Annotated in this window: 5 protein-coding genes and 1 pseudogene; 2 read left to right on the top strand and 4 right to left on the bottom strand. The window is 62.1% G+C overall.

All coding sequences use genetic code 11. The features are described from left to right. Positions 1 to 286: 286 nt before the first annotated feature. A complete protein-coding gene (locus ACIP02_RS25090) occupies positions 287 to 1,669 on the bottom strand; it encodes a PLP-dependent aminotransferase family protein (RefSeq protein ID WP_400622106.1) in 1,383 nt (460 codons plus the stop codon). A 121-nt stretch (positions 1,670 to 1,790) separates the two neighbouring features. Here ACIP02_RS25090 and ACIP02_RS25085 point away from each other — a divergent pair, with 121 nt between their 5' ends. Next, positions 1,791 to 2,660 carry a DMT family transporter gene (locus ACIP02_RS25085; RefSeq protein ID WP_400622103.1) on the top strand — a complete coding sequence of 290 codons (870 nt, stop codon included), beginning with the start codon at positions 1,791 to 1,793 and terminating at the stop codon, positions 2,658 to 2,660. Positions 2,661 to 2,668: 8 nt separating this feature from the next. On the opposite strand, the gene dapA is transcribed toward ACIP02_RS25085, so the two are convergent. Further along, positions 2,669 to 3,535: a 4-hydroxy-tetrahydrodipicolinate synthase gene (gene dapA / locus ACIP02_RS25080; RefSeq protein ID WP_400622100.1), complete on the bottom strand. Its 867-nt coding sequence runs from the start codon at positions 3,533 to 3,535 to the stop codon at positions 2,669 to 2,671. Positions 3,536 to 3,984: 449 nt separating this feature from the next. Continuing rightward, positions 3,985 to 4,149: pseudogene (locus tag ACIP02_RS25075) on the bottom strand (cellulose synthase subunit BcsC-related outer membrane protein); the annotation flags it as partial. Between the two features lie 178 nt (positions 4,150 to 4,327). Between ACIP02_RS25075 and ACIP02_RS25070 the strand changes: the two are divergent. After that, complete coding sequence (locus ACIP02_RS25070; RefSeq protein WP_400622097.1) at positions 4,328 to 6,178, top strand: ABC transporter ATP-binding protein; 1,851 nt, start codon at positions 4,328 to 4,330, stop codon at positions 6,176 to 6,178. Between the two features lie 172 nt (positions 6,179 to 6,350). Here the strand turns inward: ACIP02_RS25070 and ACIP02_RS25065 are convergent, their stop codons facing one another. After that, a complete protein-coding gene (locus tag ACIP02_RS25065; RefSeq protein WP_400622094.1) occupies positions 6,351 to 7,121 on the bottom strand; it encodes an IclR family transcriptional regulator in 771 nt (256 codons plus the stop codon). Between the last annotated feature and the right edge of the window lie 110 nt (positions 7,122 to 7,231).

Genomic DNA, 7,231 nt, shown 5'->3' with positions numbered 1-7,231 from the left:
TTCGCGGGTGAACCCGCTCCTACAACGGGCGGTGTCGAGCCAAAGATATGTGAGCGACACCGATCAATGTAGGAGCGGCTTTAGCCGCGAACACGGTAGTGGCGGCAACGGTGAACGGCCGGTGGAAATTGGCAGGCAGGCCCTAATGCCAGTCAGTTAAGAATGCCGGGGCTGCTGTGCAGCCCATCGACGCGGCCCCAAATTGCTTAACTGACCGGCATTACGGCAGGCCCGGCCTGTTCGCGGGTGAACCCGCTCCTACAGGGGGGCGGGATTGGGCTCGCGTTCAACCACCCAGCGCACGCTTCAACACTTCGTAGATTCGGGCGTCACCGGACTGAGCCACGTTGAAACGCAGGAAATCCCCCGCCGTCATGGACCGGCTAAAGGCATTCCCGGGCGCCAGCACTACACCTTCATTCAGGCACGCCCTGGCCAGCGTTGCCGCCTCCCTGCCCTGAGGGAGCTGGCACCAGACGTACATGCCTGCCTGGGGAATCATCCAGGGCTTGATACCAATCGCCTGAAGCCTCGCTACCGTCCGCTCCATTTCCTCGGCTAACCGAAGGCGCACACTTTCCATGTGTTTTCGGTAGCCGCTATCAGTAATTGCCAAATGGATTACATCCGCTGCCAAGCGACCGCCGCCGAAGGTTGTCGCAATCTTCAGATCGACCAGGCTCTCGATCCATTCACTGCGCGCAGCGATGTAGCCGCAGCGAATCGAAGCGGAGATGGTTTTGGAGAAGCTGCCTATCTGGATGACACGCGACAGGCCATCGAAGGCAGACAGCCGCGGCGCGGGCGTAGTCTCGAAATCCCCGAAGATATCGTCCTCTACAATCACCAGGCTAGAGCTGTCGGCCAGCTTCAGCAACCTGTGTGCCGTGACCGGGGACAAACTGGCGCCGGTCGGGTTGTGGATGCCGGAATTGGTTATGTACAAGCGGGGCGCATGCTCGCGCAGGGCAGCGCCGAACGCCTCGATATCGGGGCCCGTCGGCGTGTAGGGTACGCTCACGATGTTCACCCGGTGTGCTTTCAACAAGGCGTGGAAGTTGAAATAGCAAGGGTCGTCAACCAGCACCGTGTCCCCGGGCTCCAGCAAAAAACGGCAAATCAGGTCGATGGCGTGGGTGCCGGACTCCGTCAGCATGATCTGCTCGAGCGGCGCTTCGATCCCGATACCTGCCAGGCGTCGCGACAGGAATTGCCTGAGCGGCGGATACCCCAGCGGTGAAGCATATTCGGTTAGCTTCACCGTTTCGGAGCGGGCAATGGTTCGCAGCGCTTTGCGCATGCCCGCTTCATACATCCAGGCGGCAGGCAGCCACCCGCACCCGGGTTTCAACGCATCGCTGGAGGTTTCCAGAGACTGGCGCGAGATCCACAGCGGGTCGACGGCCCGATCAAGCCTGGGGCCAAGTTCAGTCAACACCAATGGCGCCACCGGCCCGGCCACGTAAAAACCGGAGCCAGGGCGCGAACTGAGGACACCCTCTGCCATCAACCGCTCATAGGCCTCAAGAACGGTTGAAACCGAGACTTGCATGACCTGCGCCATGGCACGGACCGAGGGGACCCTTGCACCTGGGGTGTAGGTTCGAGAGGCAATCCTCGACTGGATCTCGCCCATGACCGTTCCAATTCGCGTTCCGCTGCGCTTCATCACACCCTCAACTGTGCTGGACTCATATACATAACAGTTCGGTTTAACTGTACTGGATTGTACATGGCTTTGCTAAGCCTGTCGGTGGTGTACTGACCTCCGGCTAATCAAGGAGTGACCGATGGAAAGATCAACAAGCGGGTGGATCAACGGCTTCATGGGCGTCGCAATCTTTGCGGGCTCGTTGCCGGCAACCCGTGTGGCAGTGGCGGCTTTCGAACCGACGTTTCTTACCTGTGCCAGGGCCACCATTGCCGCGCTGTTGGGTGCGCTTTTTCTGATCGTGCTGCGGCAACCGCGCCCCGGGCGTGGTGACTTGACGTCATTGGCTGTGACAGCGCTTGGCGTTGTTATCGGTTTTCCGCTGCTGACGGCTCTGGCCCTTCAGCATGTCACCTCAGCTCACTCCATTGTCTTTGTCGGGCTCCTGCCACTGTGTACCGCAGGGTTCGCGGTTCTGCGCGGCGGTGAGCGCCCCCGGCCACTGTTCTGGTTGTTCTCGCTGACAGGAGCCGGGCTGGTCGCTGGCTATGCATTGATGACTGGCGGCGAAGGGTCGGCGGTGGGCGACCTGCTGATGATAGCTGCGGTCGTTGTTTGCGGGTTGGGGTACGCAGAAGGGGCGCGCCTCTCGCGGACATTGGGGGGGTGGCAAGTGATCAGCTGGGCGCTGCTGGTAGCGTTGCCGCCCATGCTGCTGCTGACGATCATCAACTTCCCGGCGCCTGATGCCTTCGCCAACGTCAGCGCCCCAGCGTGGTTCAGCTTCGGCTACGTTTCACTGTTCAGCATGCTGATCGGCTTTGTGTTCTGGTACCGAGGGCTCGTGCAGGGTGGCATTGCGGCAGTGGGCCAACTGCAACTGCTGCAGCCGTTCATGGGGCTAGGGCTGGCAGCGCTGCTTCTGCACGAGCATGTCAGCTGGATGATGCTGGCCGTTACGCTGGGGGCTGTCATCTGTGTGGCGGGGGCCAGGAAATACGCCCTGTAGATGAAGCGTCAGGTGCCGAGTGAGGCCAGTACGCCTTGCAGCTTGCCCCGTGTCGTTTCGGTGCACATCTGCATGGGCTCGCGCAGCTCGCCACTGATCAGGTTTTGCAGCTGCAGCGCCGCCTTGACCACGGCCGGATTGGGCTCGGCGAAGGCCATTTTTATCCACGGCAGCAATTGGTAGAACGTGCCACGTGCTGCTGCCCAATCGCCGCTGTCGACCTGGCGCAACATACGCACGTAAAGGTCGGCCCGCACCTGCGCAGAAGCCGAAATGGCCCCCGCGCCACCCAGGCACAGGTTGTTGAAGATCTGCAGGTCTTCACCGGCCAGCACCTGAGCGTGGCCGTCCTCGATCAGCGCCATGGTGGTTTCGCTGTCACCGCTGCAGTCCTTCACCGCAGCAATGCGCGGGTGGCGCACGATACGCCGCAAGGTGTCCCGCTCGATGCGCACGCCGGTGCGGTAGGGGATGTCGTAGACGATCACCGGCACGCGGGCCGCATCGGCGATGGTGGCGAAGAAAGCTTCGATGCCAGCCTGTGATGGGCGGATGTAGCAAGGTGCCGGCACTAGCAGCCCGCCAATCTCACGCTGCTGAATTTGCGCCTGGAAGGCCAGCAGCTCATTCAGGTTGTAACCCGACAAGCCCATCACCACCCTGCCCGGCTCAACCCAGGCCAGTACCGCATCCAGCACGGCCAGTTGCTCGGCCTTGGACAGCGCCGCTGCTTCCCCCGTGGTACCGCACACCACAAAACCGGCCACGCCGTCTTCGAGCAGCTGCTTCACCAGCTTTTCCATGCCCGGGAAGTCGATTTCATTGGCGCGCATGGGCGTGACGAGGGCGATCCAGATACCACGGAAATTCGACATGCAAAAACTCCTGATGTTGACCGAAAGTCAGCGTCAGCAGGGTGAAGAGTCGAAGTGGTCGGGCAGGGATACCTGGCGCCTTCTGTCTCGTCAGCCCACCTGACGAGACAGCGCGCCTCGGTCAGATGAGCGGCTGTTTCTTGGATTTCTTGGCAACGGCAACGCACGCACCAGCCTGGGCAATGAAGCCCGAAGCGAAAATGGCGTGGTTGGTCATGGACATGCTGGCAAGCCCGTTGCGTGGATATGGCTGGATGATGCTAGGGCGGCGCGTCCACTGTCAAGGCGCGAATACGTCTGTGGCTTTGCCGACGCATTCGCGGGTGAACCCGCTCCTACAATGGACCGCATGGAGGCAACCGGGGCCATGCGCCGCGTCGCCCTCTCCCACATGGCTTCAGGCCAATACGTTCGATGTAGGAGCGGGTTTACCCGCCCCCACAGCGGGGCTATCGCCACTCGCTGTAGGGCTCCAGGGGTGTCACCGGCAGCGCCAGGTTGCCGCGCCATGGCTCGAACAGGTAGCGCAGGTAAAGCATGGCATGGCTGGGCGCGTAATCATCGCTGTACTGCCAGTCGAAGCCGCCGCCCAAGACCCTGCGGGCGCTTTTTCGGGCCGAAACCTGCTTCAGCGCTGCTGCGTGATCAGCACCCGCCAGGTACCCGCCGCGGCGTCGATGCCGGGCTGGCGAGTGTGATCGCACGCGTATCTGTGGTGTCTACCGACAGGCGAATGCCGCGATGTGCTGTATGGTTATCGGCCAAGCAAAGAACTGGTTTCCGGAGACAAGCATGCTTCGTATTTTTGAGCGCCGGCTCGACCCCTTCCCTCCCGACGAGGTGCCGCCACCCCCCATGGGGTTGTTGCGCTTTATGTGGGCCTGCACGCGCGGTGCCCGTGGCTACATCCTGGCGCTGGCACTGCTCAGTGCCGGGGTATCGATCTACGAAGCTTGGTTGTTCGCCTTCCTTGGCCAGGTGGTCGACCTGCTCTCGGCCTGGCAGGCCGGCGGCACCGTTGGCCCCGAAGAAACCCATGTGCTGTGGGGCATCGGTATCGTCCTGCTGGTCAGCGTCGGGCTGGTGGCGCTGCGGACCATGGTTCAGCACCAGGTACTGGCAATCAACTTGCCGTTGCGGCTGCGCTGGGACTTTCACCGGCTGATGCTGCGCCAGAGCTTGTCGTTCTTCTCTGACGAGTTTTCTGGCCGGGTGACCACCAAGGTGATGCAGACGGCGCTGGCGGTGCGCGATGTGCTGTTCACCCTGATCGAGATCCTGCCCGGCATTGGCGTGTACTTCATCGCCATCATTGCCCTGGCCGGTGGTTTTGCCCTGAAGCTGATGCTGCCGTTCATTGCCTGGGTCGTGCTGTTTGGCCTGGCGATGCTGTACTTCGTCCCACGCCTGGGTAAAGTCGGGCAGGAGCAGGCCAATGCCCGCTCGTCCATGACCGGGCGGGTTTCCGACGCCTACACCAACATCACCACGGTGAAACTGTTCTCGCACTCCAACCGCGAAGCGCACTTTGCACGTGCAGCCATGGAGGACTTCAAGCAGACCGGTTTTCGCCAGATGCGCCTGGTCAGCCAGTTCGAAATTGTCAACCAGGCGTTGGTGGTGGGCTTGATCATGGGAGCCGGTGGCTATGCGTTGTGGCTGTGGCACCAGGGCCAGGTCGGCACTGGCGCAGTGGCGGCGATTACCGCCATGGCCTTGCGTATCAACGGCATGTCGCACTGGATCATGTGGGAAATCACCTCGCTGTTCGAGAACATCGGCACCGTGCAGGACGGCATGGCCACTCTCACCCGTGGCCCCAAGGTAAAGGATGCGCCGGAGGCTACCGAGTTGGTAACCACAGGGGGCGCGGTGACGTTCGACAAGGTCAGCTTCAACTACAACGGCGAGCGCCAGGTGCTCAACGACCTGAACCTGCACATCCGCCCCGGGGAAAAGGTCGGCCTGGTCGGCCGCTCCGGCGCCGGCAAGTCCACCCTCATCAACCTGCTGCTGCGCTTCTATGATGTGGACCGGGGCGAGATTCGCATCGACGGGCAGAATATCGCCAAGGTCACCCAGGACAGCCTGCGCAGTGCCATCGGCATGGTCACCCAGGACACCTCGCTGCTGCACCGCTCGATTCGCGACAACATTGCCTATGGCCGCCCCGATGCCACCGATGCGCAGATTCGCGCCGCAGCGGCCAACGCCCAGGCCGATGGCTTTATCCGCCAGCTCAGCGACCGACAGGGCAATAGCGGTTATGACACCCTGGTGGGCGAGCGCGGCATCAAGTTGTCCGGTGGCCAGCGCCAGCGCATTGCAATTGCCCGGGTGATGCTGAAGAACGCGCCTATCCTGCTGCTGGACGAAGCCACCAGTGCGTTGGACTCGGAAGTTGAAGTCGCTATTCAGGAGAGCCTGGACGAAATGATGCAGGGCAAGACCGTCATCGCCATCGCCCACCGGTTGTCGACGATCGCGGCCATGGACCGGCTGATCGTGATGGATGAAGGGCACATCATCGAGCAAGGCACCCATGCGCAGTTGCTGGCGAAGAATGGCACCTATGCGCGGCTGTGGCAGCACCAGAGCGGCGGGTTCCTGGGTGAGGACCAAGGCGTGGCCGAGGCCTTGTAGGCGCGGTTTCAGCCGGTGCCATGTACCGCGTCGCCTGCTTCGCGGGTAAACCCGCTCCTACAACGACCGCGTAGGAGCGGCTTTAGCCGCGAACACCGGCGCAGCCGGTGCCATGCACCGCGTCGGCTGCTTCGCGGGCGCGCCCGCTCCCACAGGTACTTGCGTTTGTGCCTCAATCCAGTACCGGCCGCAACAGTGCTTGCGCCTCATACAATGCCGGTAAATAGCGCAAACGTATTTCATCCATGCTCAACCGCGACGCATGCGTGGTGATGGTCAACGTCGCTTTCAACTGACCCGCCCGGTTCAGCAAGGGTACACCCAGCACCCGCATGCCAATTTCATACTCCTGGTCGACAATGCAGAACCCCTGCCCCTTCACCCGCTGCAACTCCCCCTCCAACTGCACCCGGTCGGTCTGCGTATAAGGCGTCAGCGCCCGCAGCGGATTACGCGCAAAGTAGTCATCCCGCGCCCCCTCCTCCAGCCAGGCCAGCCACACCCGCCCACCCGCCGTGCAATACATCGGCACCCGCGAGCCCGGCCTGATCGACAACGACGCCACATGGCTGTAGCGGCTGCGCACCAGGTGAATGATCTCGTCACCATCGCGGGTACCCACCGAGACATGCTCCTGGGTCTGCCGCGCCACCTGCTCGATGATTGGCCGCAGCATGCGCGGCAATTGCGCCGAGTCGACGTACGCCTGGCCCAGGCGCAAGGCCTTAGGCGTCAACCAGTACTCTCGGCTGTCCGTTTCGGCAAAGCCCTCGTGCACCAGGGTCAGCAAAAAGCGCCGCGCGGCACTCGGTGTGAGGCCGGATAACCGGGCCGCTTGCGGCACGCTCAGGCGCGGTTGCTCGGCGCTGAACAGCTGCATCAACGCCAGGCCCTTCTGCAAGCCGGCAATGAGGTCACGGGGATGAATAGCGGGTGTGTTCATGCAGTGAGCTCGTACACAGGGGAACAAAAACAACCGATTACTGCGATAACCGGATCATCAATGCGATTATCGCACTAAAAGCCGAGTCAGTGCATTGTTGTCTGTCCGCA

It is taken from the genome of Pseudomonas sp. NPDC089408, assembly GCF_044749445.1.
Classification (GTDB): Bacteria; Pseudomonadota; Gammaproteobacteria; order Pseudomonadales; family Pseudomonadaceae; genus Aquipseudomonas.
Note: the sequence above shows the minus strand (reverse complement) of the source record. Positions and strands in the feature narration are given on the sequence as shown.

Excerpts from the sequence above, each read along its gene's own strand:
- ACIP02_RS25090 (WP_400622106.1), bottom strand. The coding sequence starts at position 1,669 with ATGAAGCGCAGCGGAACGCGAATTGGAACGGTCATGGGCGAGATCCAG.
- ACIP02_RS25065 (WP_400622094.1), bottom strand. The coding sequence starts at position 7,121 with ATGAACACACCCGCTATTCATCCCCGTGACCTCATTGCCGGCTTGCAG.
- ACIP02_RS25070 (WP_400622097.1), top strand. The coding sequence starts at position 4,328 with ATGCTTCGTATTTTTGAGCGCCGGCTCGACCCCTTCCCTCCCGACGAG.
- dapA (WP_400622100.1), bottom strand. The coding sequence starts at position 3,535 with ATGTCGAATTTCCGTGGTATCTGGATCGCCCTCGTCACGCCCATGCGC.
- ACIP02_RS25085 (WP_400622103.1), top strand. The coding sequence starts at position 1,791 with ATGGAAAGATCAACAAGCGGGTGGATCAACGGCTTCATGGGCGTCGCA.